Origin of the sequence: Neoroseomonas lacus, from assembly GCF_014644535.1 — a bacterium.
Taxonomy (GTDB): domain Bacteria; phylum Pseudomonadota; class Alphaproteobacteria; order Acetobacterales; family Acetobacteraceae; genus Neoroseomonas; species Neoroseomonas lacus.
Genome location: NZ_BMKW01000010.1, coordinates 205,944 through 231,007, shown reverse-complemented (window position 1 = coordinate 231,007; position 25,064 = coordinate 205,944). Strand labels below are relative to the sequence as shown.

Below are 25,064 nucleotides of genomic sequence, written 5' to 3'. Positions count from 1 at the left end.
CGTCGTCCTGTCGTAATCGGCGGGGCGGGCGCCGTCCATGACCGAGACGCCGGCAAACCGCATCTGGGTGCTCGCCGACCCCCGCGCCGGGACCGCCGCCCAGGCGCTCGGCATCGCCGAACGGCTCGGCCGGCCGTTCCGCACCATGCCGCTGGGCTGGGGCCCCCTGGCCCGGCTGCCGCTGCGCTGGCCGACCCTGGCGGGGCTGACGCCCGAGGCCCGCAGCACCTTCGCCGCCCCCTGGCCGGACCTCGCCATCTCCGCCGGCCGCCGCGCCGCCCCGGTGGCGCTGTGGCTGGCGCGCCATGGCGTCCACACCGTCCACTGCATGCGCCCGCATTTCGCCGAGCGTCGCTTCGACCTGCTGGTGGTCGGCCGCCACGATTCGCCGCCCGAGGCCGCCAATTTCCTGCCCATCCTCGGCGCGACGCACCGCATGTCCCCCGCCCGCCTCGCCGCCGCGCGGGATGAATGGGCCGTGTTCGGCGCGCTGCCCGCCCCGCGCGTCGCCCTGCTGCTCGGCGGCCCGCCGCGCGGGGAGGGGATGCTCCCCGCCACCGCCACTGCCATCGCCCGCCAGGTCGCTGGCTTCGCCGGGTCGGTTCTCGCCACCGGGTCGCGCCGCACCGGCGCGCCGGCCGAGGCCGCGGTCGCCGAGGCGCTGGCCGGCATCCCGCATCACCTGCATCGCTGGGGTGACGCCGGGCCGAACCCCTATGCCGGCATGCTCGCCTGGGCCGATGCGGTGGTGGTGACGGGCGATTCCGTCTCCATGCTATCGGAAGCCCTGGCGACCGCCGCGCCGGTCTTCATCGCCGACCCGGGCGGGCTCGGCGCGCGGCATCATGCCTTGCACGACAGCGCCTACGCCGCCGACCAGGCCCGACCGCTGGTGGCCGCCCCCACCCTGTTCACGCGCGAACCGCTGGACGAGACCGCCCGCGTCGCCGCGGAGATCGCTGCGCGTGACCTGTTGCGCGGCTGAGCGGCCAGCGGCACCAGCCCGGACAGCGCGCGGCCAATCATCCGGGATGCGGCTGCCGCGCCCGCCTCATCGGGGTCGCACCACCCCCATCGCCAGCGACAAACCGGCCAACACCACCGCCAGCCCCGCCCATTGCACCGCCGAGGGCCACTCCCCGGCCACCGGAACGCCGGCCAGCATCGCCAGCGCCGGCACCATCGCCGCGAAGATCGCCGAGCGCGCCGCCCCCAGCCGCGCCACCGCCCGGCCATAGGCGAATACCGCGACGACGCCCGACAGCACACCCTGCACCACCGCCTGCACCACCAGCGCGCCGACGCCCTGCGCCAGCAGCGCGGTGCCGTCGCCGACCGCCAGCCATACCGGCACGACCGCGACCCCGCCCACCACCGAGATGATGGCCGTCGAGCGCAGCGGATCGACCTGCCAGACCCGGCAGGTGACGGTGAAGGCCGCCCACAACCCACCCGCCGCGATGAAGCACAGGTCGCCCCGCCAAGCCCCGCCGGTCGCAACGAAGCCGCCGGCCACGATGGTCAGCCCGGCCACCACCAGCGCCGCGCCGAACCAGCGCAGCGGCGTGACGCGCTCCCCCAGCAGCAGTACGGCGAGCAGCATGGTGCCGATCACCGCCGTGCCCGGCTGCGCCACCGCGCCATGCGCCAGCGGCGCGTAGCGATAGCCGAGCGTGCCGACCAGGATGAAGGCCGGCCCGCCCTGCAGCGTCAGCATCAGGCCGCGCGGCCAGCCGACCCCGGCCAGCGAGGGCAGCCCCAGGCGCAGCAGCACCGGCAGCATCACCGCCCCCGCCGTGACGAAGCGCAGCATCGCGAAGTCGAGCGGGCTGACGCCGGCCACTACCCCGGCGCGGGCGAAGGCGAGATAGGCCCCCCAGATCGTCGCGGCGAGAAAGCCCCAGGCGAATCCCGCCCATTCGGTCAGGCCGGCGGCGCGCCCGGCCCGCCGCAGGGCGACTGCGGTCATGCCATCGCCAGGGCCGGCCGCGGCGGTAGAGCGGCGAGCGCCGCCGCCGGATCGGCCCGGCGACGGTAATCGGCTTCAGCCTGGGCGAAGACGATCACGCCCCGGGCATCGACGACGAAGGTGCCCGGCATCGGCAGCGACCAGCCAACGGCGCCGTTCACTGCCGAAAGGTCATGCCCGAACCGTGCATAAAGGTCGCGCAGCGGCTGCGGCAGGGCGAATTCCAGGCCGAAGGCGCGCATCGCCGCGCCATCCCCATCAGTCAGCACCGGGAATGCCAAGGCGTTGCGTTCAGCCGTGCTCAGCGTCTCGTCCGGATTAGCCGGGCTGATCGCGACCAGCCGGGCGCCGCGCGCGGCGAGCTCAGGCAGGTGCTTCTGCCAAGCGCGCAGCGTCAGGTTGCAGTACGGGCACCAGCCGCCGCGATAGAACACGATCACCGCCGGACCGAGGTCGCGCAACCGCACGGCCTCGCCGGCCTGATCGTTCAGCGTGAGCTCCGGCAGGGCGCTGCCGACCGCCAGTACCGAGGTCTCCGCGCCACCGGCACGCAGATCCTCGATCTGGGCGGCGATCAGCGCCTGGGCGGCGTCCGGCGCGCGCTGGCGCCATTCGGCCTGGAAGGCGTCGAGTTCGGCCTGGAGGGTCATCACCGCCGCCTCCATCATGCCGCCTGCCGATGCGAAGGCGCGACCCAGACGGTTTTCGCCATGAAGGCGTCGAGCGGCGTGCCGGCCAGGTGGTTGGCATAGTTGCTGATCGTCTTCGCCGCGATGGCGACGAGGATCTCGAGCACCTGCGCGCGGGTGAAGCCGGCGGCGAGGAAGGCCTCGACCGCGCCATCGCCGACATGGCCGCGCTGTTCGATGACCGAGCGGGTGAAGACGTGCAATGCCTGCAACCGGGCATCGGGCAGCGGTCGGCCCTCGCGCAGCGCCTCGATCGTCGCGGCATCGAGCTTGGCCATTTGCGCCAGCACCGTGTGGCCCGAAGTGCAGTACTCGCATTCATGGAAGACGTTGGCGGTCATGTAGACGACCTGCTGCTCGCCCGGCGTGAAGGAGGATGTGCCGAACAGGTCGAACAGCGTGCCATAGGCCTGCAGCGCGATCGGCGCTTCGGCAAGCTTGGCGTGCAGGTTGGGCAGGAAGCCCCAGGCAGCCTTGGATGCGGCGAGGATCGGTCGCGCCGCCTCGGGCGCGGTCTCGGTGGTGTGAAGCGGGAAATCGGTCATCGGGGTCTCGCCTGTTCTGGTCGCCATTGTGTTGGGCGGAGACTGCGCGGCACCGGCCGGCCTGGGATCATGGCGCGACCGACTTCCAGCCATCCGCTTTCCGGATAGGATGCGTGCCGATGGACCTGTTGCTGCATATACGGAGCTTCGTGCGCGTCGCCGAACTCGGCGGCTTCTCGGCCGCGGCGCGGGCGCTGGGGGCCTCGCAACCGGCCGTGTCGCGCCAGGTGGCCGACCTTGAGGCGCGGCTCGGCGCGCGGCTGCTGCACCGCTCGCCCTCCGGCGTTGCGCTGACGGAAGAAGGTGCCGCCTTCCTCGATGCCGCGCGCGAGGCGCTTGCCGCGGCGGACGCAGCGATGGCCGGCCTCGGCACCCGGCGCGGCGAGGTTGCCGGGCGCGTCCGGCTCGGCTGTTCGGTCGCCTTCGGGCGGTTGCATATCGTCCACCGTCTCGCACCCCTGCTGGCGCGCCACGCGGCGCTGTCAGTCGACCTCGTGCTGGCGGATTCGGCGACCGACCTGGTGCAGGATGGGCTCGACGCCACCATCCGCATCGGCGTCGTCACCGACCCGGAACTGGTGGTGCGGCGCATCGGCCTGACGCGCCGCGTCGTCGTCGCGACGCCGGCCTATCTGGCGCGCATGGGCACACCCGATCGGCCGGAAGACCTCGCGGGGCATGAATGCCTGCTGTTCACCGGCCTCGCCACCGGCGCGGTCTGGCCCTTCACGGGGCCCGAGGGGCCGCTCGCCGTGCCGGTCAACGGCCGCTTCCGCGCCAATTCCAGTGAAGCGGTGCGCGAGGCGGTGCTGGCCGGCATCGGCATTGCCCTCGCGCCGCTATGGCTGTTCGGGCCGGAACTGCGCGAGGGCCAGGTTTCGGTGCTGCTGGCCGGCTGGACGCCGACGGCGTTGCCGATCCAGGCGGTGTTTCCCTCGCGCCGCCAGGTGCCGGCGCGGGTGCGCGCGGTGGTGGACCATCTCGCCGCCGAATTCCGCCTCGACCCGGCGCTGACCGACTACGGCGCCGGCTGATGGCGGGCCCATGCCGCGCGCCGCGATGGTGCTGCCGGTCGGGCCGGTGTCGCGGTAGAGTGGCCCGCTCGTGCCGCGCCGACCGCTAAGGCGGCCTCGTCGCCGGAGCGCCGCGGGCTGGAACGGCCTGGCGGCCATGACCTCTCGACCACCCACCCGAAAGGAACCCTCTGCATGAAGATCATCGGCCTGTCGGGCAGCCTGCGCCGCGCCTCGCTCAACACCGCCTTGCTGCGCGCGGCGGCGGGGCTGATGCCGGCGGGGGCGGAACTCACCGTCGAGACGCTGCACGGCATCCCGCTCTATGACGGCGACCTCGAAGCCGCCGAGGGCATCCCGCCCGCCGTCGCCACGCTGAAGGACAAGATCGCCGCCGCCGACGCGCTGCTGATGGTGACGCCCGAGTACAACAACTCGATCCCCGGCGTGTTCAAGAACGGGATCGACTGGCTGTCGCGGCCGCCGGCTGATGCGGGGCGCGTCTTCGCTGGGCGGAAGGTGGCGCTGATCGGCGCCTCGCCCGGCGGCTTCGGCACCATCCTGTCGCAGAATGCCTGGCTCCCGGTGCTGCGCACCCTCGGCGTGGATCTGTGGACCGGCGGGCGACTGATGGTCTCGCGCGCCGGCGGCGTGTTCGACGCGTCCGGCGTGCTGACCGATGCGGCGGTGGAGAAGATGCTCCGCGAGTTTCTCGCCGGCTTCGTCGCGCATGTGGGGGCGCCGAAAGGCTGAGCCCACGGTGATGGGGGCCGGCAGCAGAATGCGTTGGAGAGGGGCTCTGTCCCTCTCCAAACCTCACCCCGCCACGGGAACCCATTGACGTTGCGTCGCAACGCCAACGAGAGCCGATTGGCATAAGCGCCTCTGGACACCTTGAATTGGCGTCGGATCCGACGGGTCTGGCCAAACCGAGAAACGCGCGTCGGGCACGATGCCGGGCCAGACGTTTGGCACCGGGCAGGGCGGCTGTCCCGCTCCCGCAAAAACCCCACGATGCCCAACACCAAGTATCGGTTTCCAAAGGCCTCGGGCCTTTGGTGGGGTGGCTTGGAGGGGCAAAGCCCCTCCAACCTTCGCGCCCTCAGCGCCCGGCAAACACCGGCTTGCGCTTGGCCATGAAGGCGTCGCGCCCTTCGCGAAAATCCTCGCTCTGGTACAGCAGCCCCTGCGCGTCCGCCTCGGCCTTGAGGAACTCGGAGAGCGGCCCCTGCGAACGGTTGATCAACTGCTTCGCCATGCCGTTCGACAGCGGCGCGGCGGCGGCGATGTCACGCGCGATGTCCCGCGCCGCGGCCAGCGCCACCCCCGGTTCGGCCAGCGCATCGACCAGGCCGAGCCGTGCCGCCTCCTCCGCCGCCACCGGCTTGCCGCGGAACATTATCATCTTGGTCGGCCCCATCCCGATCCGACGCGGCAGCGTCCAGGCCGCCCCGAGGTCCGGCACCAGACCAATCCTGTTGAAGGAACAGGTGAACACCGCCTCGCGCGACGCCACAACGATGTCGCAGGCCGCGGCGATCGACAGCCCCGCCCCGGCGGCATGGCCCTCGACCGCGGCGATGACCGGCTTCTCGCCCTCGATCAGCAGGCGAAGCATGCGGTGGCTGACGCGCATCATCCGCGCGCGCCCCTCCAGCCCGGTGCTTTGCCCCATGCCGGAGATATCGCCGCCCGCACAGAAATGCCCGCCATCCCCGGTTAGGATGATGGCTCGGCAGGTCGGGTCGGCGAGGCCCTTCTCCAGATGCTCGATCAGCGCCATGCGCAGCCCGGGCGCGAGCGCGTTGCGCCGGCGCGGATAGCTCAGCGTCAGTTCGAGAATACCGTCGGCGAAGGCGGCACGGGTCGTGGCCTCGTCAGCCGGTGCGGTGTCGTTCATGGCACGCTTCCCCTTGCTCGGCGCGCCAGCGACGTGACGCCCGTATTGGCCGGCAGAGTAGGAAGCGGCGGCGGGCACAGCAACCGGCCCGAAGCCTTCGGCCAGGCCCCGGCACGGTGGATCCGCCAGAGCCCTTGCCAGACCGGCGGCGGCGCCGGAACATCGCCCGCGTGCCTGGCGGGAGAGCCATGTGACGCAACGCGTACTGCGTAGACGCCTTCTGCAGGCCGGTCCCCTGGCCGTGGTCGTGGCCGGCATTCTTGGCTGCGCCGAGGCACCGCCGCCGCCGGCATCGGCACAAATCGCCTCAAACCCCGACCTGGTCATGCGGGGCCTGCCGCCGGGGCAGCCCGCGGTGGCCGCCACCGGCATCGCCGCCTTCGGCACGGTGCAGGGCATCGACCCCACCTCGCGCGAGGTCCTGCTGACGACGACCAGCGGGGGAACCTTCACCCTGACCGCCGGCCCGGACCTTCGGACCCTACGACAATTGCGCCCGGGCACGCGCGTCGTCGCCATCTACGATGCCAATGGCGGCGCCCGGGTGGGCCTACCGCCGCGCAACGCCGATATCGCCCGGCCGGGCCGGCTGCGCGGCACCATCGCGGCGGTGGAGGTCGGCGGTCGCCGCCTGGTGGTGGCCGGGCCGCAGGGCGTGCGACAGCTCGTGACCATCGCCGAGCCGGCGATGATGGCCTTCGTCACGCGCCTGGCACCCGGCGACGAGGTCTCGGTCACCACCGGCGGGCCCTGACCCGCCACCGCCATCCTGCCGGGCCGGCGTACTATCGAGGCCGCCCTGCCGCCGCCGTCAACGCCGCCGCCGCGCCCACGACCATCAGCAACGCCATCGGCCGAGGCGTGCCATCCGCCAGCGCGCCGACCAGCGCGCTGCCCAGCGCCGCGCAGCTGAATTGCAGCGTCCCCAACAGGGCCGAGGCGCTGCCCGCCCGCGCCGGGTGGCGTGACAGCGCGCCCACCGCCGCATTGGGAAACACCAACCCGGTGCAGGCCAGCGTCACCGCGGCCGGGATGAAGATGCCCAGCAGCCCGCCGAAGCCGGTCAGCGCGGTGACCGCGAGCACCGCCACCGCGCTTGCGGAGGTCCGCAGCGTGAAGGACACCACGCGCCGCGCCCCGAAGCGATGCAGCAGCCACGGATTGAACTGCGACGCGCCGATGAACCCCGTCGCGCTGATCGCGAACAACAGCCCGAAATGCCCCGGTGCCACCCCGAAATATTCGATGTACACGGCCGGCGCGCCGGAGATGAAGGCGAACACCGAGAACATCGTCGCCGCGCCCATCAGCGCATGGGTGATGAAGCTGCGCTCGCGCCCGATCTGCACGAAATCGGCCAGCAGCGTCACGAAGGACCGCTTGGCGCGGCGGTCGGGCGGCAGCGTCTCGGGCAGCAGCCGCCAGGCGAGCAGGCAGGATAGCCCGCCATAGACGGCCGAGGCCCAGAAGATCATCCGCCACCCGCCGGCCCCCAGCAGCAGCCCGCCGATGGTCGGCGCGAGGATTGGTGCCGCCCCCATCACCAGCATCAGCTTGGACATCAGCTTCGCGGCGCCGAGCCCATCGGCCAGGTCGCGCACCATGGCGCGCGGAATGACGGCGCTCGCCGCGCCGCCGAAGGCCGCGACGCAGCGCCAGCCCGCCAGCGTGACCATGTCATTCGCCAGGGCGCAGCCGATCGTCGCCACCGTATAGATCGCCGTCCCGACAATGAGCGGCAGCCGCCGCCCGAGCCTGTCTGCCAGCGTCCCCTGCACCAACTGCCCAACGGCGAGGCCGACGAACCAAGTGGCGAGCGTGATCTCCACGCTGCCGCGCGCGGTGCCGAGCTCCGCCTCGATCGCCGGAAAGGCGGGCAGGTACATGTCGGTCGAGATCGGCCCGACCGCGGTCAGGAAGCCGAGCAGCAGCGGTAGCCAAGCCGGCATGGAAACTCCGTTCAAGCGGCGGTGGGTCGGGTACGCCGGGCCGACGCCGCCCAGGGGACGCGAAGGGACAATGTGCGACACCGCGCGCGCGGGCGCGGCGTTGCGACGATGTCGGTCTGTGGATTGTGATGGCGAGGCCGGTGCGTGACCGCGTCAGGCACCGGAGGACGTCCCGGACGTCCATGTTCCCCGAGACGCCCTGGCCTGGCAAGCGCGCCGGGCGCGCGGGTGCTGTGCTCGTGCCGCGAAGCCGACGCCGTGCGGGCGTCGATCCCGGGCCGCCGGCCGCGGCTTCCAGCGCCCTGCTTGCCCGCGACCGCGGCTGGACCCGGCGACGGCCGCGGCCGCGTCACATGTGCGGCATCGCCACCGGCCGCCAGCGCAGCAGGCGCAGCGCATTCAACGTGACCAGCACGGTCGCGCCGGTATCGGCCAGGATCGCCGGCCACAATCCCGTGATGCCAAGCAGCGTCGTGACCAGCAGCACGCCCTTGAGCCCGACCGCGAGCCCGACATTCTGGCGCACATTCGCCATCGTCGACCGCGACAGCGAGACGAGTTCGGCAACACCGCCGACCCGGTCGCGCAACACCGCGGCATCGGCGGTCTCGAGCGCGACCGCGGTGCCGCCGCCCATCGCCACGCCGACCGTCGCGGCGGCCAGCGCCGGCGCGTCATTGATGCCGTCACCCACCATGATGACCGCGCCGGCCTCGCGCAGCGTGGCGATCTCGCGCAGCTTGTCGGCCGGCAGCAGGCCGGCCTTGGCGTCCAACCCCAAGGTCGCGGCGATCGCCGCGCCGGTGCGCTGATTGTCGCCGGTCAGCATCACCGGGCGCAGGCCGAGCGCGACAATGGCGGCGATGCCGGCCGCCGCGTCCGCGCGCGGTTCGTCACGCAGCGCGATCAGCCCGGCCGCCGCGCCATCCACCACCACCACGGCGACGGTGCGCCCCTCGGATTCCAACCGCGCGATCTCGGCGTCAAGCGCGCCCGGATCCGCTCCTTCCTCGCGCGCATGGCGCGGGCTGCCGATGCTGACGCGCTGCCCGCCGACCCGCCCGGCCGCGGCACGACCGGGGATCGCCGTCTGATCCGTGGCGGCGGGGATCGAAACGCCGCGCGCCTCGGCCTCGGCCAGCACGGCGCGGGCGAGGGGGTGCGACGATCCCTGCTCGACCGCGGCGGCGAGGGCGAGCACCGTCATCGCCTCCTGCCCGGCGGCCGGCAGCACGTCGGTCACGCGCGGGCGGCCTTCGGTCAGCGTGCCGGTCTTGTCGAAGGCGACCGATGTCGCGCTGCCGATCGCCTCCAGCGCCGAGCCGCCCTTGATCAGCAGCCCGCGCCTGGCGCCCGCCGACAGCCCCGAGGCCATCGCCGCCGGCACCGAGATGACCAGCGCGCAGGGGCAGGCGATCAGCAGCACCGCGAGGCCGCGATAAAGGCTCGTCCACCAATCCCAGCCGAAGGCGAATGGCGGGACCAGGATGACCAGCAGCGAGACGGCCATCGCGCCGGGCGTCCACCAACTCGCGAAGCGTTCGATGAAGCGCTGCGTCTTCGCGCGCGACGCGGTGGCGTCCTCCACCAGGCGGATGATGCGCGCGATGGTGTTGTCGGCGGCGGCGCGCGTCACGCGCAAGCGGATCGCGCCATCGGCGTTGATGCTGCCGGCGACGACCTCATCGCCGGGGCCGCGGCTGACCGGCACGCTCTCTCCGGTGACCGGGCTTTCGTCGATCGCCGAGCGACCTTCCTCGATGACGCCGTCGCAGGGCAGGCGGTCGCCGGGGCGCACCAGCACCAGGTCGCCGATCGCCAGCGACTCGGGCGCCACCTGCTCAGTGGTGCCATCGGCACGCAGCCGCAGCGCGACCCCGGGCATCAGCGTGGCCAGGGCGCGGATGCCGTCGCGCGCGCGGCCGGCGGCGACGTTCTCCAGCAATTCGCCGAGCGCGAACAGCAGTACGACGACGGCGGCTTCCTCGGCCGCGCCGATGATGGCGGCACCGATGGCGGCGACGCACATCAGCGTCTCGATCGAGAACGGGCTGCCGGCACGGGCCAGCGCGATCGCGCGGCGGCCGAACGGCACGACGGCGACCAGCGTGGCGAGCAGGAAGATCGGGTCGGTCAGGCTGGCCGGCAGCACCATCGACAGCGCCTGGGCGCCGAGCACCAGCAGGGCCAGTACGCCAACCAGCTTGGCCTTGGCCGTGCGCCACCACGGCAGGCCGGCCTCGGCGGCGTCGCTGTGGTCATGGCCATGGGCGGGGCTGGCGTCGTCGACGTCAGCCCCGGCGTGGTCGTGGCCATGCTCGTGATCATGATCGTGGTCGTGGTCGTGATGATGCGCGGCCGCCGCGGCATGCTGCGGCGCGGCGCCTGCCTCGGGCAACGGGCTCACCGTGTAGCCGAGGGCCGTGACCTGCTGGACCACCACCTCGTCCGAGGCGGTCCCCGGCGCCAGCGTGGCGGTCATTCGCTCGGCCATCAGGTTGACCTCGACCTCGGTGACACCGGGCAGCCGGCCGACCGCCCTCGTCACCTTGGCGACGCAGGCGGCGCAATCCATGCCCTCGACCCGCCATTGCCGCTTTTCACCGCCATCCATGCCGATCGCTCCTTCGCGTCGGTCATGGATATCGGCCTTCCAGCGGCTGGAGGTTCAAGCCCTTTTCGGTCGGAGGGTGGTCTCATGATGTCGGCCTCACGCCGACGGCGCCGCATCCTGATCGGTGGAACCGAGTATGGTCTCGCTTGCCTCGGCCCGAGGCCCCCGGAAATCGATCCGGACAAATGCCGAGTCCCACCGCTGCGCACGAAGCGCTCGCCCCGCCCGCAGGATGTGGTCAACGCCCATTGCCAACAGACGGCATTCCAAAGGGCACTGCCCTTTGGCGGGCTGGTTTGGAGGGGCGGCGCCCCTCCAACCTCGCTTAACCACTCAACCTATCAGTGCGTCCCACAACACCTTGACGTTCAGCGCCAGGATGATCGCAGCACTCGTCCAGCCCAGCACCACCTGCCAGCGCGGTGCCGCCAGCGTGCCCAGCCGCTCCTTGTCGGAGGCGAACATCATCAGCGGGATCACCGCGAAGGGAAGCTGCATCGACAGCACCACCTGCGACAGGATCAGCAACTGCGCCGTGCCGGAGGCCCCGTAGTACCAGGTGACGATCACCGCCGGGATGATCGCGATCAGCCGTGTCACCAACCGCCGCAGCACCGGGTGCAAGCGGAAGCGCAGGAAGCCTTCCATCACCACCTGGCCGGCCAGCGTCGCCGTCACCGTCGAATTGATGCCCGACATCAGCAGTGCCACGGCGAACAGCGTCGCCGCCAGCGTGCCGCCGAGCAGCGGCGTCATCAGCTGATAGGCATCCTGAATCTCGGCGACCTCGGTATTGCCAGAGGTGTGGAAGATCGCCGCCGCCGCGATCAGGATCGCGGAATTGATCAGCAGCGCGAAGGCCAGCGCGATGGTGCTGTCGATGGTGGCGAAGCGGATCGCCTCCTTGCGCGCGACCTCGGTATCGTCCCAGGCGCGCGACTGCACCACCGCCGTATGCAGGTACAGATTATGCGGCATCACCGTCGCACCCAGGATGCCCATGGCGATGTACAGCTGCGTCTGGTCGGTGATGATGGTCGCCGCCGGGATGTAGCCGCGCAGCACATCGCCCCACACCGGATTGGCCAGCGCCAGCTGCACCGCGAAGCAGCCGAAGATCAGCACGATCAACCCGAAGATCAGCGCCTCCAGCCAGCGCACGCCCTTGTTCTGCAGCCACAGGATCAGGAAGGCGTCGAGCGCCGTCAGCATCACGCCGAACAGCAGCGGAATGCCGAACAGCAATTCGAGCGCGATGGCGGTGCCGATCAGCTCGGCGAGGTCGGTCGCGCAGATCGCCGCCTCGGCGAACAGCCACAGCGGATAGGCGACCACCTTCGGGAAACGGTCGCGGCAGAGTTGCGCCAGGTCGCGGCCCGAGGCGATGCCGATTCGCGCGCACAGCGCCTGCAACAGGATCGCCATCAGCGACGACATCAGCGCGACCGACAGCAGCGTGTAGCCGAAGGCCGACCCACCGGCGAGCGCCGTCGCCCAATTGCCCGGGTCCATATAGCCGACCGCCACCAGGTAGCCCGGCCCCATGAAGGCGAACAGCTTGCGTAGGAATCCACCCGCATTGGGCACTGCCACCGAGCGATGCACCTCGGGCAGGCTTGGCGGGGGTATGATCGGCGCTACGGCGGCATCGGATGGCGGGGTCATGCGGAGCCTCTGAAAGTTAGCCTAGGCTAAGAAGTGTTTGGTTCGCTATCAAGAGGCTCAATGACGGATTCCCGTGTTTCGATGCCACGACGCTCCCTCCCGGCCGCCGAGGACCATGCCGCCCGCTTCGCCCGCCAGCGCGAGGCCGACCGCACCGCCACGGCGGAAGACTATGTTGAGCTGATCGCCGACCTGCTGCGCGAGGAAGGCGAGGCGCGCGCGGTCGACCTCTCGCGCCGCATGGGCGTCTCGCAGGCGACGGTGACGGCGACGATCGGCCGCCTGCAGCGCGACGGGCTGGTCGAGACCAAGCCCTATCGCGGCCTGTTCCTGACCGAGGCCGGCACTGAGTTGGCCACCGCGGCGAAGTCCCGCCACGACCTCGTGGTGCGCTTCCTGATCGCCGTCGGCCTCGACGCCGAGACCGCCGAACAGGATGCCGAGGGCCTCGAACACCATGCGAGCGACGAGGCGCTGGCCGCCTTCGCCCGCTTCCTGGCCAAGCGGGACGACCCCATATGACCCGCATGATGTCGATCGGCGAGGTCGCCCGAGCCACCGGGGTGAAGCCCACCACCATCCGCTGGTACGAACAGGAAGGCTGGCTGCCGCCCGCCGCCCGCACCGAAGGCGGCCACCGCGCCTATGGCGAGGCGCATCTGCGGCGCCTCGGCTTCATCCGCCACGCCCGCGAGCTGGGCTTCGACAGCGCGGCGATCCGCGCGCTGCTCGACCTCGCCAGCCATCCGGAAGCCGACTGCGGCAAGGCGCACGAACTCGCCACTGCGCAGATCCAGGATATCGACGCGCGGCTGCGGCGGCTGTCGGCGTTGCGCGCGGAACTCGACCGCATGGCGACGGGCTGCGCCGGCGGGGTGGCGGGCGAATGCCGCATCATCGAGACGCTCGCCGATTTCGGGCACGGTCATTGCGACGATCCGGCGCATGGCGCGGGCACATCGTCGCGCGTCACCAGCGTGATGACTGTGGGTGCGAAGGCGCCGAAGGCCTGATGCACGCGGTCATGCTCGGCGGCGCGTCAGGGGCATGATGCCGATGGCACGAGACTTTGACTCGTGCCGAAGCTGCGAATGCGGCCCGCCGGGAGACCGGCGAACGCCAAGCAAATCGGATATTTGCGCCCAGCGTCTGAGGACATGACATGCCATCCCGCGCGCCGCCCGGCGATGATCCTTCCCTTGCTTGACAGCACCGTCCCGCATGGTTGCAGTCCTTGTCGCAACAACGCGAAAAGGCGGCCGGGACCATGATGCAGGCAACACGACGCGCGGTACTGGCCTCTGCCGCGATGGCGGCGACGACGCGCCGGTCGCGCGCGGCGGAACCCGATGCCACACTGGAGATGGCGGTCGGCGCCATCCCCACATCTCTCGACCCGCAATACCACACGCTCACGCCCAACAACGCGCTGGCGCAACACTTCTTCGATCCGCTGGTGGATCGCGATGCGCAGGCGCGGCTGGTGCCCGCGCTCGCGGAATCCTGGCGCCTGGTGCAGGATAACATCTGGGAATTCAAGCTGCGCCACGGCGTCACCTTCCACAACGGCGCGCCCTTCACCGCGCGCGACGTGATCTACACGCTGGAACGCATCCCGAAGGTGGTGAACAGTCCTGGCTCCTTCGGCGTCTTCACCCGCGCCATCAAGGAAGCCGAGGTGGTGGACGACCACACCATCCGCTTCCGCACCGAGGGCGTGTACCCGCTGCTGCCCACGGATCTGTCGCAGATCGTCATCCTGTGGCACGGCATCGGCGAAGAGAGCCAGACGGGCGATTTCAACAGCGGCCGCGCGGTAATCGGCACCGGTCCCTTCCGCCTGCGTGCCTATCGCCATGGCGATCGCGCGGAGATGGAGCGCAATCCTACCTATTGGGGCACGAAGCCTGCCTGGGCGCGGGTGAACTACCGCTTCATCGGCAATGACGGGGCGCGCGTCGCGGCATTGCGCGCGGGCGACGTCGCCTTCATCGATGCAGTGCCAACCAACGATCTCGCCCGGCTGCGGCAGGAGACGCGCTTCCCGCTGTCCGAAACTGTCAGCCTGCGCTCGGTCTATCTGCGCACCGACTTTCGCGAACGCAGCCCCCACATCGCCGGCCCGAACGGGGAGGCGTTGACGACCAACCCGCTGCGCGACCTGCGCGTGCGCCAGGCGCTGAGCATGTCGATCAACCGCGCCGCCATCGCCGAGCGCATCATGTCGGGCGCCGCTTTGCCGACGGGCCAATTCATGCCACCCGGCATCTATGGCTACGCGCCCGACATCGCGCCGCCCACCGTCGACGCCGCCCGCGCCCGTACCCTGCTCGCCGAAGCCGGATACCCGCAGGGCTTCACCGTCGCACTGACCGGGCCGAACGACCGCTACGTCAACGACGCGCAGATATGCCAATCCATCGGGCAGATGTGGGCGCGCATCGGCGTGAAGGTGACTGTGGACACTATGCCCTATGCGGCGTTTTCGCAGCGCAATGCACGCTCCGACACGTCGATCGCCTTCGGCGGCTGGGCGAATTCCTCGGGCGAACCCTCGGCCGGGCTGCGCGGGCTGCTCGGCACGCGTGACGTCGCGCGCGGCTGGGGCACGGTGAACCGCTCCGGATGGTCGAACGCCGCCTACGACCAGACCGTCGCTCGCGCTCTGACCACCGCCGACGACGCGGCGCGCGAGGCCCTGTTCCAGGAAGCGACACGCATCGCCGTGCGCGAGGTGGCGTGGATCCCGCTGCATATCCAGAAGAACATCTGGGCGATGCGACAGGGGCTGGCGCATACGCCCCGGGCGGATGAGATGACGCTGGCACAGGATGTGCGGCCGGCTTGAGGGCATCAAGGCTGGAGTCAGAGGGGGCCTTGCCCCCTTCAGGACCTCCCACCAAGGGCTTGAAGGCCTGCGGCAGCGGCCCCGCCATCACCGCTCGAACGTGGCGCCTGAGCAGATCGTGCCTGACGGGCATCCATCAGGCGCGTGAAGATGCGCGGGCAAGCAGGGCTCGAGAGCGATCCGCGCGAGCCCTGTCGCATGCAATCCACTCGCGTGGTCGAATCCGGCCGGCCGTGACGCCGGATCAATGATCGAGCGGCGCCGTCTGCGGCGACCCTAGCCGCCCACCGACCCGAGTTCCTGCTGCACCAAGCTCAGCCAATACGCCACCCCTAGCGGGATCGCATCGTCATTGAAATCATAGGTCGGCGTGTGCAGCCCTTCCGAGGACGGCCCGCCGGCTCCGATGCCCATGAACATGAAGGCGCCCGGCCGCGCCTTCAGCATCAGCGAGAAATCCTCCCCGCCCGTCACCGGCCCGGCCTGCCCGGTGGTGCGGTCGGCGCCCACCACGGCAGTCGCGGCGCGCAGCGCGATGTCGGACTGCTCGGCATGGTTCACCAGCGCGGTGCCGCGGCGCAGGTATTCGACCTCCGCCGTGCAGCCGAAGGTCGCGGCGAGACCCGCGGCGATCTCGCGCATGCGGTTTTCCATCGTGTCGCGCACCGCCTCGGTGAAGGAGCGCGCGGTGCCGCCGATCACCATCTCGGCCGGCATGACGTTGGTGGAGGCCATCGACCCGCCATGGATCGCGCCAACGCTGATCACCGCCGCATCCGCCGCGGCGATGTTGCGCGCCACGATGGTCTGCACGGCGAGGATGAACTGCGCCGTCAGCACCGTGACGTCGGTCGCCATGTGCGGCGTCGACCCGCCATGCCCGCCGGTGCCGCGGAAGGTCACCGCCCAGCGGTCGCCCGCCGCCATCGCCGGCCCCGGCTGGATCGCGAAGGTGCCGAGCGGCCGGTTCGGCTTGTTGTGCAGGCCATAGACGGCATCGACCGGGAAACGCTCGAACAACCCATCGGCCAGCATCGCCTTGGCACCGCCGCGGCCTTCCTCGGCCGGCTGGAAGATGAAGTGGACGGTGCCGCCGAAATCGGGGGCGTCCTTCAGCATCTTCGCTGCCCCCAGCAGCATCGTCGTATGCCCGTCATGCCCGCAGGCATGCATCACGCCGGCATTCGTCGAGGCATGCGGCAGGCCCGTCGCCTCAGTGATCGACAGCGCGTCCATGTCGGCGCGCAGCCCGATCGCCCGCTGGCCGGGCTGGCGGCCCTTCAGCGTCGCGACGACGCCATATTGGCCGACGCCTTCCGTCACATCGAGCCCCCAGCCGCGGAGCGTCCGCGCCACAAGCGCCGAGGTGCGGACCTCCTCCATGCCCATCTCGGGATGGGCGTGGATATCGCGGCGGATTGCGACGAGTTCGGGCTGGAGCGCATCGAGGCGGGCCTTGGCGGCGTCGTTCATGGCTGGCGGGTTCCCACATGGTCTGTGCGGAAAGCCTGGGCCGTTGCGGCGGGACTGGCAACGGCGGCCGGGACATTCTCGGTTCAGCCGGCGCCGATCCCGCGTGAGCGCGGAATACCGCGCTCTCCTGAATGCTCCGTTCGTCAGACCCCGGCGAACGGAGCGGCGAGGCAGGCCGTTGAAAACAGGGCTTGGCGGCCCGAGAGCGACGTCCGCAGGCCGTCGGAATCAGGACACTAGGTCATCCCCGCCAACCGTAACCCCCGCAGGAAATGGTCCATGTCCCGCCGCCGCACATAGGGTGCCGCCTGGCGAAACCGCGGAATCGTGAAGCCGGGGTCGAGTTCCAGCATCGCATGCACCAGCGGCCGTGCTTCCTCCGCCCGGCCCAGATGCCCCAGCGCCGCGATCTGCGCGCGAAGCGCCGCGGTGAAGCGCGGCTGCAACTGCAGCACCGCGCGCCCGATGGTCAGCGTCGCCTCGAAATTGCCGAGCAGCATCTCGACCGTCGCCAACCCTGCCTCGGTGAAGAAGGCGTGCGGATTGCGCGGCAGCAGCGCCAGCGCGCGCTTCAGATGCCGCCGCCCGGTCTCCAACTCGCCGGCATAGGCATGCGCCATGCCTGAAAAAGTCCAGGCCGCCGGCAGCGCCGGGTTGATCTCCAGCGCCTGGCGGGTCAGCGCCAGCGCTTCTGGGATCTGGTGGTGCAGGAAGCCGCGCACATGCCCGGCAATCGCCAGCCCCCGCGCGTCGCGCGGGTCGAGCAGGATGGCCTGCTCCGCCGCATGTTCCGCCGCCGCCAGCGCCTCGCGCTCCTGTACCGCCCACCCCTGGCCGACCAGCAGCACGTTCCAATAGGCAAGCCAGGCCTGGGCCGAGGCCAGCCGCGGTTCCCGCCGTACCGCCATGGCCAGCACCTTGCCGGCGCGCTCGAAGGCATCGCGCTCCAGCCGGTAGATGTCAGGGACCACGCGCAGCACCATCTCCTGCGCAGAGGCCTCGGCGAGCGGCCGTTGCGCGGCGCGCTCGGCCTCCAGCAGCAGCAATTCATGTTCGAGCCGGGCACAGGCCTGCGCCGCCACCTCCTCGGCGATCGCCGCCGGGCGCGCCTCATCCGGCGCGATCACGGAGGACCACACCACTGCCCCGCCGCCACCGACATCAATCAGCCGCAGCGAGACCTGCGGCCGCTGCCCGGCCAGGGTCACATTGCCGGTCAGCATGTAGTCCGGCACCGGCGCCGGCCGCCCCGGCACATCCACCAACACCGAGACGGACCGCAGCGCCGAGAGGGTGGCGACGATCGCATCCGTCATGGTGATGTCCAGATGCCCCGCCCGCGCTCCGGCAAGATTGATGAGCGGTGCGACCAACACGCTGGTGCGACGGGCCGTCGGCGACGCGACGCGATCGGGCTGCTGGCGCGGCTCGGCCGTCGGCGCGCGCGGCGCCCCGCCCTCGGCGCGCGCCAGCCAGTCGTCGAGCTGCGGGTCGATGCCCTGCAATTCGGCCAGGAAGGGCCAACCGGCGCTGCGTTCGGCGACCGTGACGGCGACGCTGTCGGCCAACAGCCAGATGGTCGAGGCATCGGCGCCGATCAGGTCTACCCCCTCGGCCGCGAGCGCTGCGCGCAAATCATGCAGCACGTCGCGCAGCCGTCGGAGCGCATGGGGCGTCTCCGCCTCCGACCACAACAGCCCGGCCAGCAGCCGGCGCGGCATGCGGTGCCCCGGCGCGAGGGCGAGCAAGGCGATCAGCGCCCGCGGGCGCGGCCCACCCAGCATCACCGACCGCCCATCTGCGGCCAGCATCTGCATCGTATCGGCCAGGCGGATCGATGGCCTGGCTCCGGCGGAACACGCCGTCTGCGGCGCGAAGCCGACGCTGGACACCCGGAATCACCTTACGAGCAATGGTTACGCCGACGAGATTCCGACGCCGGCCGACGCCGTTCCGATGTGCCCGATTGAGCGAAAAAGGACAAATAATTTCGCCACAAGGTAGAATTCGGACGGAGAGCAAAAGCCCATGGACGCCTTCGCCTTTCACCCGGCCGCGGCACCGGCACTGCCTCCGTCGCGCCACCTCCTCGCCCCGCGTCGCACCAGCGTGGCGGCCGCGGAGACGGAGGACCGCGAGATCCTCTACGCGCTACTCGCCCCCTGCCTGGGCTGCATGGAAGCCGCCGAAGCAGTGGAGGCGGTGATCGCGCGCTTCGGCGGCCTCGCCGAAGCCATCGCGGCCGAGCCCCGGGACCTCGCCTCGCTGCCGGAACTGGGGGAGGCGGGCGCGGCGGCGCTGCGGGCCGTCATGGCCGCGGCGCTGCGGCTGGAGCGGATGCGGCGCAGCCGGCGGCCGATGCTGACGCGGACCGCCGCCGTGCTGGCGCATCTGCGTCGCGGCGCCTCGGCCATCACGGCGGGCGAGCTGCGGGCGCTGTTTCTCGACGCGCGCGGCGCGCTGCTGGCGGAGGAGACGGTCGGCCCGGGCGCCGCTTCCGCCGTGCCCGGCCAGGTCATCCGCCGCGCCCTGGCGCTGGAGGCCGATGGCATCGTGCTGGTGCGCGGCTGCGAGGGCGGCGACCCGGTGCCCAGCGACAGCGATGTCGCGATGGCGCGCAGCCTCGACCAGGCGGCGACGGTGATGGGGCTGCGGCTGCGCGAGCACCTGGTGCTGGGCCGCACCGCCCATGCCGCGATGCGCGACGCCGGGCAGGACTGAGGGAAGGCGCGTCAGCCTTCGGCGCGCCGCCGCCGCCGCACCTCGCCGGCATCCTTCCCCATCGGGCAGCCGCCGCCACGCCGCGGTGCGACGATGCTGCGGTCGTAATCCGCCCATTCCGCCGCCCCGAGCGCATCGGCGCCGCTCACCACCGGTGCATCGTTCAGCGCCGCCTCGGCATAGGCCACGCGCGGAATCGGCTGCACCTGCAGGAAGGGCGTGTCGCGGCGGAACTCGACCGGCGCATGAGTGCGGGTGATGCGCAGATTGACGAACAGCGGCCCAAACCACCGATCCGCCTCGACGATGCCTTCGAAGGCCTCATAACCGGCGACGCGCGGCAGGTTGGCCGGCGGGCGGATCAACAGCGACCATCCCGGCCGGCTGCGCGCCATCAGGCCCGACCACAGGTTCAACAACCCCGGTTCCGGCAGCGCGCCGATCAGCGGCGGCGACCAGCCGCGCAGCGCCTCGGGGGCGGCGGCGTCGAAGCGGTCACGCAAGCCGGGAAACTGGGCGACCGAGAGTGGGTACCAGCCATCGGCACCCTCCCAGGTCCAGCGCATCTCGGAGCCGTCCCACACCACGGCCAGGTCCATCGGGGGAAAAATCAGCCAGCCGAAGGCGGCGGCGGTGGTGGCGGATTCACAATAGCGGAAGGCGCGGGTCGGCAGCGTGCCGCCGGCCGAGCGATCGGCCCGCTGCGGCAGGCGGCCGCCCTCGGTGAGCTGCCAGAAGCGAACCAGTGGCGTGGCGTCCTCGGTCATGCCGGGATGTCCTTCTTGCTCGTCATTCCCCAGTAGCCGCACCGCCCGGCGCACGCGGCGCCGGGCGGGCGGGCATTCAGCCGCGGCCGAACAGTGGCGACAGGCCACCGAGGCGCAGCTGCCCCGCATCGGCCACCGCGCGCGGCGGGAACAGCGGGGAGAGCCCGCCGAGGCGCAGCGTGGCGACCTCGGGGCGCGGCTCGGCGGCGGCACCGGACACGGCGAAAGCGGGCAGCGGCGGGAGGGTGTTGGTCATCGGGGGGTCCTTCGTCACGGTGGATGGCCTCGGGTGAGGCCGGGGGGTCGCCGCGGCCATGGCCGGGCGATGCCCACGCCGGGGGGGCAGGGCAGGGGAGACCACCGCCGGATGGCGGCGATCAAGGACAGACTTCCCAACGCCGGATGCGCCGGAAAGGCGCCTCGACGGGGAAGGCATGCAGTGATGTCCAGGAATGCCAAGATTTCATTGGGCTGCGGACGCAGCTCGCCCCTTGGTTCGCCATTGGTATCGCCGAGCGGATCAGGTCGTCAAGGATAAAATCCTAGAAACGATGCGAAATTCAACCGCCAGGGAAATTCATGCCAAGTCCTGGGAATGCCGCCATCGCCGCCCACCCGGCGGATGCGGCGCACGTCACCTCGCTCGCGGCAGGGGCGCCGGGATTGAAGTCCTAGGCCTCGCCCCGCTGACCCGTTACCATCACCTGGCCGGACCGCGCCGCGACGCCAGGGAGGGACACGCTGCATCGCCACCTGATCCGCCGGCTGGCGCTGCCGGCCACCCTCGCCATCGCGGCCCTGCTGCTGCACGCAGCCCTGCCGGAGCGCGGCCTGGCCGGCAATCTGCGCCTCTTCGCCGGCACCGGCTTCTGGCTCGCCGTCGCCTGGACCGCGGCGCGCCTGGCCGCGCTGCTGCTCGCCCGCTACCCCAAGCTGCTGAGCGACCTGATTGGCTCGGCGCTGTTCATCGCCGCCGGCGTGGTCGCCTCGCAACTGGTGTTCGAATTGCCGGCAACCGGGCTGATCGCCACCTCCTCCGTGCTGATCGCCGTGCTCGGTTTCGCCCTGCGCAACACGCTCGGGGACATCTTCTCGGGCATCGCGCTCGGGATGGAATCGCCCTACGGCATCGGCGACTGGATCGAGGCGACGGAGAACTGCGCCGGTCGCGTCACCGGTATCTCCTGGCGATCGACGCGGCTGGTCTCGCGTGACGGCGTCACGCTGGTGGTCCCCAACAGCCTGATCGCCGCGCATCGCATCGCGGTCTATGGCTCGGGTGCGCATGGCCGCTTCCGCGCCGCGGTCATGGTGCCGGTGGATACCGCGGTGCCGGCCGAGCGCGCCCGCCGCCTGCTGCTCGCCGCCGCGATGGAGGCCGGGCGGGACCTGCCGGGTTTCGCGCCCGACGTCATCCTGACCGACCTTGCCCAGGGCAACGCGCTCTATGCCGTGCGCTTCCACGTGCCCGACTATGGCTCGGAACAACGTTGGCGTGACGCCGTGGCCGGCGCCGCCCAACGCGCCCTGCGCCGCGCCGGGCTGGAGACGGCCCGCCCGGTGCGCGACCTCTCGCGCCGCCGCCCGCCCGCCCATGACGAGGCGGCCCGTCGCGCCACGCTGCTCGCCGGGATGGAATTGCTGCGCCCCTTCACCAGGGCCGAACGCGACGCGCTGGCCGCCACCATGGTCGAAACCCTGCTGCCGGCCGGCGCCGCCGTGGTGCGGTACGGCGAGGCCGGTGATTCGCTCTATCTGCTCGCCGAGGGCGTGCTCGAGGTGCGCATCCCCCGCGCCGACGGCACCGAGGCCGCGGTCGACCGGGTGTTCCCCGGCGCCGTGCTGGGGGAGGGCTCGCTGCTGACCGGCCAGCCGCGCAGCGCCACCGTCGTCGCGCTGACCGAGGCGGTGGTGCTGGAACTCCGCAAGGCGGATCTCGACCCGGTACTGCGCGCGCGGCCCGCGCTGCTCGAAGGCCTCACCGCCATTATGGTGGCGCGTCAGTCGCGCAATGCCGCCGCACCTGCCGGGCCGCCGACCGCCACGGCGGCTGCCCCGACGCGCGAGGACATCCTCGCCCGGCTGCGTTCCTTCTTCGGGATCCGGTAGCGGCCGCGCCCGGCGCCCGATGCGGTGGCCGCGGCACCCCGGCCGGGGCCAATGGACGCCGTCACCCGCCCCCGCGCGCCGGCGGCGGTTCCGTCACCAGCCGCGCGATCACCGCTTCCTCGTCACCCCCCTGCAACGCGCCGTCGAGCAGCAGATGCGCTAGGCCATGCACGAAGGCCCAGGCGCGCAGCGCGGCGTCCTCCGACCCCGCCGCGCCGCGCAGCGCCTCGAAGGCGGCGCAGGATGCCTCGCGCAATTCGGGATGCGCCGCGCTGCGCGCGCGCAGGCCGCTGAACATCAGCCGGAAGCGGCCCGGCCGCGCCAGGGCGAAGCGGACATAGGCGCGCCCCCGGCCGGCCATCCCGCCCGCCGTGTCCGCGGCGCCGAGCGCCGCGCCGAAGTCACGGAAATGCCGCGCCGACAGCGCCGCCAGCAGCGCCTCCTTGTCAGTGAAATGGCGATAGGCGGCGGTGGCCGAGACGCCGGCGGCGCGCGCCACCTCGCGCAGGCTGACGGCGCCGTCGCCGCCCTTCTCGACCAGCGCGTCGGCGGCATCGAGCAGGGCGGCGCGCAGGTCGCCATGGTGATAGGGTCGATTCGATGTTGACACTGTTAACTCAATGCTCAATGTTGATGGTGTCAACATGCGGCGCCGCGGGCGCCCTGTCCATGGAGAACCAACATGAAGGCCTTCCTGCGCGCCCACCTGGCCCTGCTGCCGAAGTTCCTGTTCTTCATCGGCCTGGCGCTCGGCTGGGATGCCCCGGCGGCGGCCGTCGCCCTGGCCTACGCGCTCGGCCGTGCCACGATGCTGTGGCGCGCGGGTGCCGCCTGGCGGCCCTTCGAACTTGCCATCATCCCGCCCCTGGCGCTGATCCTGGCGGCCAGCCTGCTGCCGCTGCCGGCCTTGCGGCCGCATGCCCTGGCAATTCTCTTCGCCGCCCTGGCGGCCGGTGCCGCCATCAGCCTGGCGATCGGCCGGCCCTGGACCGCCGACATCGCCGCCGCCGATTTCCCCGGCGCCACGAACAACCCGCTCTTCGCGCGCATCAACCGCCTGCTCTCGGCGTTGTGGGGGGGTGTCTTCGCCTTCCTCGCCATCGCCGACGTGATGGCGGCGCCGGGTTGGCTGCGCTGGGGGCCGTTGCTGCTCGCCACGCTGGCCTCGATCGCCGGGCCGAAGCTGCTGATGCGCCGCGGCCTCATGAAGGTGATCCAGGGCGAGGAAGCGCGCTGGCCGGCCCCCGCGCTCCGCGCCCCGGCGGCGCCCCCGGTGCGCATCGTCGGCGCCGGGCTGGGCGGGCTGACCGCCGCCGCGCTGCTGGCCGATGCCGGCATCCGCGTCAGCGTGCATGAACAGCACGACCTGCCCGGCGGCTTCGCCCACACCTGGCCGCGCCGCGCCCGCGGCACCGACCCGGTGACCGGCGGCCCGCTGCTGTTCCGCTTCGACTCCGGCGTGCACGACATCTCGGGCTGGCAGCCGGGCGGCCCGGTCCGTTCGGTGTTCGAACGCCTCGGCATCGCCGATGGCATCGAGATGCGCCACCTCGACCACCGCTTCTGGAACGAGGGCACGGTGTTCGACGTGCCGCGCGACATCGACGCCCATGTCGCCGCCCTGGCCGCGCGCCACCCCGGGGATGCCGCCGGCCTCGCCGCGCTCTTCGCCGAGATCCGCGCCATCCAATCCGCCATGTACGCGACCGGGCAGGGGCGCGGCGGCATCCCCGGCACGCCGCGGACCCCCGCGGCGATGCTCGCCTTCGCCAAGGCGCATCCGCTCGCCGCCGCCTGGATGAACCGGCCCTGGCGCGACCTGCTCGACCGGCATGGGCTGGGCGAGGCCGCCCGCGCCGACGTCACCGCGCTGTCGGGCTACATCACCGAAGACCCGGCAACCCTGACGGTCCGCCAATTCGTGCCGATCTTCGGCTACGCCATCCATGGCGGCGTCTATCCGGTCGGCGGTTCGGGCCGCCTGGCCGAGGCGCTGGTGCGTGCGATCCGTGCCCGCGGCGGCGAGGTCCACCTGCACCAGCCGGTCGCCCGCATCCTGACCGAAGGCGGCCGCGCCAGCGGGCTGCTGCTGCGCGACCGGTCAGGCGAGGAACGCCACCTGCCGGCCTCGGCCGTGGTGCTGAATGGCGACCCCATCATGGCCGCGCGGCACCTGCTGCCGCCCGAGGCCCTCGCTGCCGGCCTGGCGCAGGCGCGGCCGGCCTGTTCGGCGGTGGCGGTGCATCTCGGCCTCACCGGGCCGCTCGACATGCCGCCCATCGTCCATGCGCGGACCTGCCTCGGCCCGATCGCGCTGGTCGCTCCCTCCCTGGTGGATCCGGGCTGCGCGCCGGCCGGGCATTCGACGCTGGAATTGCTGGCGCTGCTGCCGCAGGCCGAAGCGGCGTCCTGGCTGCCGCCGGGCACCGACGACCCCGCCGCGCTGGACGCCTGGCGCCGTGGCCCGGCCTATCGCGCCCGCAAGGTCGCGATGGCCGACGCGCTGATCGACCGCGCCGCCGAGGTCATCCCTGGCCTGCGGGAGCGCATCGTCTGCCGCGCCGATGCCTCGCCGGTCACCTTCGCGCGCTATGCCTGGACGACCGGGGGCTCGATCTACGGCACCAGCCGCGTGCTGCCGGTCAAGCAGCCGCTGCCGGGGCTGCTGCTCGCCGGCGCGGCGACCCACGGCCCGGGGGTCGAGGCGGTGGTGATCTCAGGCGCGCTGGCGGCCGAGGCGCTGCTGCCGGGGATGCTGGGCGCGGCATCGGTGACGCGGCTGGCGGCGTGAGGCGCGGGTGA

General features: G+C 71.8%; 22 protein-coding genes. 10 read left to right on the top strand and 12 right to left on the bottom strand.

Annotated elements, in window-relative coordinates:
- The first annotated feature begins 37 nt into the window (after nt 1-37).
- Nucleotides 38-985, top strand: coding sequence for a mitochondrial fission ELM1 family protein (locus tag IEY36_RS20405; protein WP_188970194.1), 948 nt, complete (start codon nt 38-40; stop codon nt 983-985).
- A gap of 66 nt (nt 986-1,051) precedes the next feature.
- Here IEY36_RS20405 and IEY36_RS20400 read toward each other — a convergent pair whose 3' ends face one another.
- The 3 genes from IEY36_RS20400 to IEY36_RS20390 are packed head-to-tail and all read right to left on the bottom strand — an operon-like array spanning nt 1,052 to nt 3,203.
- Nucleotides 1,052-1,969 (bottom strand): DMT family transporter, encoded by a 918-nt coding sequence (locus tag IEY36_RS20400; protein ID WP_188970192.1) that lies wholly within the window; start codon nt 1,967-1,969, stop codon nt 1,052-1,054.
- The gene (locus IEY36_RS20395) at nt 1,966-2,619 is read right to left on the bottom strand and encodes a peroxiredoxin-like family protein (RefSeq protein WP_188970190.1); all 654 of its coding nucleotides are present in this window, start codon (nt 2,617-2,619) and stop codon (nt 1,966-1,968) included. The genes IEY36_RS20400 and IEY36_RS20395 overlap by 4 nt, the downstream gene beginning before the upstream one ends.
- Nucleotides 2,620-2,633: 14 nt before the next feature.
- Complete coding sequence (locus IEY36_RS20390; RefSeq protein WP_188970188.1) at nt 2,634-3,203, bottom strand: carboxymuconolactone decarboxylase family protein; 570 nt, start codon at nt 3,201-3,203, stop codon at nt 2,634-2,636.
- A 119-nt stretch (nt 3,204-3,322) separates the two neighbouring features.
- On the opposite strand from IEY36_RS20390, the gene IEY36_RS20385 reads away from it, so the two are divergent.
- Together IEY36_RS20385 and IEY36_RS20380 are read left to right on the top strand one after the other, a co-directional pair.
- A complete protein-coding gene (locus IEY36_RS20385; protein ID WP_188970186.1) occupies nt 3,323-4,237 on the top strand; it encodes a LysR family transcriptional regulator in 915 nt (304 codons plus the stop codon).
- Nucleotides 4,238-4,411: 174 nt separating this feature from the next.
- Complete coding sequence (locus IEY36_RS20380) at nt 4,412-4,969, top strand: NADPH-dependent FMN reductase (RefSeq protein ID WP_188970184.1); 558 nt, start codon at nt 4,412-4,414, stop codon at nt 4,967-4,969.
- Nucleotides 4,970-5,318: 349 nt separating this feature from the next.
- Here IEY36_RS20380 and IEY36_RS20375 read toward each other — a convergent pair whose 3' ends face one another.
- On the bottom strand, nt 5,319-6,116 hold the full coding sequence (locus tag IEY36_RS20375; protein WP_188970182.1) for an enoyl-CoA hydratase/isomerase family protein: 798 nt from the start codon (nt 6,114-6,116) through the stop codon (nt 5,319-5,321).
- 190 nt (nt 6,117-6,306) lie between these two features.
- Here IEY36_RS20375 and IEY36_RS20370 point away from each other — a divergent pair, with 190 nt between their 5' ends.
- On the top strand, nt 6,307-6,870 hold the full coding sequence (locus IEY36_RS20370) for a hypothetical protein (protein ID WP_188970180.1): 564 nt from the start codon (nt 6,307-6,309) through the stop codon (nt 6,868-6,870).
- 31 nt (nt 6,871-6,901) lie between these two features.
- Here the strand turns inward: IEY36_RS20370 and IEY36_RS20365 are convergent, their stop codons facing one another.
- The 3 genes from IEY36_RS20365 to IEY36_RS20355 all read right to left on the bottom strand — a co-directional run bounded on the left by IEY36_RS20365 (nt 6,902) and on the right by IEY36_RS20355 (nt 12,344).
- Complete coding sequence (locus tag IEY36_RS20365; protein ID WP_188970178.1) at nt 6,902-8,065, bottom strand: multidrug effflux MFS transporter; 1,164 nt, start codon at nt 8,063-8,065, stop codon at nt 6,902-6,904.
- Nucleotides 8,066-8,414: 349 nt separating this feature from the next.
- Nucleotides 8,415-10,679, bottom strand: a complete 2,265-nt coding sequence (locus IEY36_RS20360; protein ID WP_229681452.1) for a heavy metal translocating P-type ATPase — start codon at nt 10,677-10,679, stop codon at nt 8,415-8,417.
- A gap of 333 nt (nt 10,680-11,012) precedes the next feature.
- On the bottom strand, nt 11,013-12,344 hold the full coding sequence (locus tag IEY36_RS20355; protein ID WP_188970176.1) for an Nramp family divalent metal transporter: 1,332 nt from the start codon (nt 12,342-12,344) through the stop codon (nt 11,013-11,015).
- Nucleotides 12,345-12,425: 81 nt separating this feature from the next.
- On the opposite strand from IEY36_RS20355, the gene mntR reads away from it, so the two are divergent.
- The 3 genes from mntR (at nt 12,426) to IEY36_RS20340 (ending at nt 15,192) form a co-directional block, all read left to right on the top strand.
- Nucleotides 12,426-12,866 (top strand): manganese-binding transcriptional regulator MntR, encoded by a 441-nt coding sequence (gene mntR, locus IEY36_RS20350; protein WP_188970174.1) that lies wholly within the window; start codon nt 12,426-12,428, stop codon nt 12,864-12,866.
- Nucleotides 12,863-13,357, top strand: coding sequence for a MerR family transcriptional regulator (locus IEY36_RS20345; protein WP_188970172.1), 495 nt, complete (start codon nt 12,863-12,865; stop codon nt 13,355-13,357). The genes mntR and IEY36_RS20345 overlap by 4 nt, the downstream gene beginning before the upstream one ends.
- Nucleotides 13,358-13,611: 254 nt before the next feature.
- Nucleotides 13,612-15,192, top strand: coding sequence for an ABC transporter substrate-binding protein (locus IEY36_RS20340; RefSeq protein WP_188970170.1), 1,581 nt, complete (start codon nt 13,612-13,614; stop codon nt 15,190-15,192).
- A 276-nt stretch (nt 15,193-15,468) separates the two neighbouring features.
- On the opposite strand, the gene IEY36_RS20335 is transcribed toward IEY36_RS20340, so the two are convergent.
- Nucleotides 15,469-16,665 (bottom strand): M20 aminoacylase family protein, encoded by a 1,197-nt coding sequence (locus IEY36_RS20335; RefSeq protein ID WP_188970168.1) that lies wholly within the window; start codon nt 16,663-16,665, stop codon nt 15,469-15,471.
- Between the two features lie 236 nt (nt 16,666-16,901).
- Entirely contained in the window at nt 16,902-18,557 is a 1,656-nt protein-coding gene (locus IEY36_RS20330; RefSeq protein WP_188970166.1) for a hypothetical protein, read from the bottom strand.
- A gap of 136 nt (nt 18,558-18,693) precedes the next feature.
- Between IEY36_RS20330 and IEY36_RS20325 the strand changes: the two genes are divergently transcribed.
- Entirely contained in the window at nt 18,694-19,386 is a 693-nt protein-coding gene (locus IEY36_RS20325) for a JAB domain-containing protein (RefSeq protein WP_188970164.1), read from the top strand.
- A gap of 11 nt (nt 19,387-19,397) precedes the next feature.
- Here IEY36_RS20325 and IEY36_RS20320 read toward each other — a convergent pair whose 3' ends face one another.
- Nucleotides 19,398-20,153: a DUF6065 family protein gene (locus IEY36_RS20320; protein ID WP_188970162.1), complete on the bottom strand. Its 756-nt coding sequence runs from the start codon at nt 20,151-20,153 to the stop codon at nt 19,398-19,400.
- 76 nt (nt 20,154-20,229) lie between these two features.
- Nucleotides 20,230-20,409, bottom strand: a complete 180-nt coding sequence (locus tag IEY36_RS20315) for a hypothetical protein (RefSeq protein WP_188970160.1) — start codon at nt 20,407-20,409, stop codon at nt 20,230-20,232.
- Between the two features lie 722 nt (nt 20,410-21,131).
- On the opposite strand from IEY36_RS20315, the gene IEY36_RS20310 reads away from it, so the two are divergent.
- Nucleotides 21,132-22,262: a mechanosensitive ion channel family protein gene (locus IEY36_RS20310; protein ID WP_188970158.1), complete on the top strand. Its 1,131-nt coding sequence runs from the start codon at nt 21,132-21,134 to the stop codon at nt 22,260-22,262.
- A gap of 61 nt (nt 22,263-22,323) precedes the next feature.
- Here IEY36_RS20310 and IEY36_RS20305 read toward each other — a convergent pair whose 3' ends face one another.
- Nucleotides 22,324-22,872 carry a TetR/AcrR family transcriptional regulator gene (locus IEY36_RS20305; RefSeq protein ID WP_229681451.1) on the bottom strand — a complete coding sequence of 183 codons (549 nt, stop codon included), beginning with the start codon at nt 22,870-22,872 and terminating at the stop codon, nt 22,324-22,326.
- Nucleotides 22,873-22,944: 72 nt separating this feature from the next.
- Between IEY36_RS20305 and IEY36_RS20300 the strand changes: the two genes are divergently transcribed.
- Complete coding sequence (locus tag IEY36_RS20300; RefSeq protein WP_188970154.1) at nt 22,945-25,053, top strand: phytoene desaturase family protein; 2,109 nt, start codon at nt 22,945-22,947, stop codon at nt 25,051-25,053.
- Nucleotides 25,054-25,064: the final 11 nt, after the last annotated feature.

Excerpts from the sequence above, each read along its gene's own strand:
- IEY36_RS20405 (WP_188970194.1), top strand. The coding sequence starts at position 38 with ATGACCGAGACGCCGGCAAACCGCATCTGGGTGCTCGCCGACCCCCGC.
- IEY36_RS20400 (WP_188970192.1), bottom strand. The coding sequence starts at position 1,969 with ATGACCGCAGTCGCCCTGCGGCGGGCCGGGCGCGCCGCCGGCCTGACC.
- IEY36_RS20395 (WP_188970190.1), bottom strand. The coding sequence starts at position 2,619 with ATGACCCTCCAGGCCGAACTCGACGCCTTCCAGGCCGAATGGCGCCAG.
- IEY36_RS20390 (WP_188970188.1), bottom strand. The coding sequence starts at position 3,203 with ATGACCGATTTCCCGCTTCACACCACCGAGACCGCGCCCGAGGCGGCG.
- IEY36_RS20385 (WP_188970186.1), top strand. The coding sequence starts at position 3,323 with ATGGACCTGTTGCTGCATATACGGAGCTTCGTGCGCGTCGCCGAACTC.
- IEY36_RS20380 (WP_188970184.1), top strand. The coding sequence starts at position 4,412 with ATGAAGATCATCGGCCTGTCGGGCAGCCTGCGCCGCGCCTCGCTCAAC.
- IEY36_RS20375 (WP_188970182.1), bottom strand. The coding sequence starts at position 6,116 with ATGAACGACACCGCACCGGCTGACGAGGCCACGACCCGTGCCGCCTTC.
- IEY36_RS20365 (WP_188970178.1), bottom strand. The coding sequence starts at position 8,065 with ATGCCGGCTTGGCTACCGCTGCTGCTCGGCTTCCTGACCGCGGTCGGG.
- IEY36_RS20360 (WP_229681452.1), bottom strand. The coding sequence starts at position 10,679 with ATGGATGGCGGTGAAAAGCGGCAATGGCGGGTCGAGGGCATGGATTGC.
- IEY36_RS20355 (WP_188970176.1), bottom strand. The coding sequence starts at position 12,344 with ATGACCCCGCCATCCGATGCCGCCGTAGCGCCGATCATACCCCCGCCA.
- mntR (WP_188970174.1), top strand. The coding sequence starts at position 12,426 with ATGCCACGACGCTCCCTCCCGGCCGCCGAGGACCATGCCGCCCGCTTC.
- IEY36_RS20345 (WP_188970172.1), top strand. The coding sequence starts at position 12,863 with ATGACCCGCATGATGTCGATCGGCGAGGTCGCCCGAGCCACCGGGGTG.
- IEY36_RS20340 (WP_188970170.1), top strand. The coding sequence starts at position 13,612 with ATGATGCAGGCAACACGACGCGCGGTACTGGCCTCTGCCGCGATGGCG.
- IEY36_RS20335 (WP_188970168.1), bottom strand. The coding sequence starts at position 16,665 with ATGAACGACGCCGCCAAGGCCCGCCTCGATGCGCTCCAGCCCGAACTC.
- IEY36_RS20325 (WP_188970164.1), top strand. The coding sequence starts at position 18,694 with ATGGACGCCTTCGCCTTTCACCCGGCCGCGGCACCGGCACTGCCTCCG.
- IEY36_RS20320 (WP_188970162.1), bottom strand. The coding sequence starts at position 20,153 with ATGACCGAGGACGCCACGCCACTGGTTCGCTTCTGGCAGCTCACCGAG.
- IEY36_RS20315 (WP_188970160.1), bottom strand. The coding sequence starts at position 20,409 with ATGACCAACACCCTCCCGCCGCTGCCCGCTTTCGCCGTGTCCGGTGCC.
- IEY36_RS20300 (WP_188970154.1), top strand. The coding sequence starts at position 22,945 with ATGAAGGCCTTCCTGCGCGCCCACCTGGCCCTGCTGCCGAAGTTCCTG.